This window comes from Brachybacterium sp. AOP25-B2-12 (genome assembly GCF_052378625.1).
Lineage (GTDB): Bacteria > Actinomycetota > Actinomycetes > Actinomycetales > Dermabacteraceae > Brachybacterium.
Genome location: NZ_JBQSXW010000095.1, coordinates 1 through 293, shown reverse-complemented (window position 1 = coordinate 293; position 293 = coordinate 1). Strand labels below are relative to the sequence as shown.

Genomic DNA, 293 nt, shown 5'->3' with positions numbered 1-293 from the left:
CCAGCGAGGCGCGTGACGTGGAAGGGATCTAGCACGGTCACCACGTCGGGCAGTTCCTCGACGGCGGCGGTCTTGAACCCGGTGAAGCCGTCCATCGCGACCACCTCCACGCCGTCGCGCCACTCCTGCGGGCGGTCGGCCAGCCAGGTCTTGAACGCCTGCTTGGAGCGTCCTTCGACCATGTCCAGCAGCCGTGCCGGGCCGGTGCCATCTCGCACTGGGGTGAGGTCGATGATCACGGTGACGTACCTGTCGCCGCGACGGGTGTGCCTCCACACGTGCTCATCGACCCC

Annotated in this window: 1 protein-coding gene; it reads right to left on the bottom strand. The window is 68.3% G+C overall.

Annotated elements, in window-relative coordinates:
- On the bottom strand, positions 1 to 293 hold a 293-nt coding region (locus ACT3TZ_RS15310; protein WP_444584268.1), incomplete at both ends, for a transposase.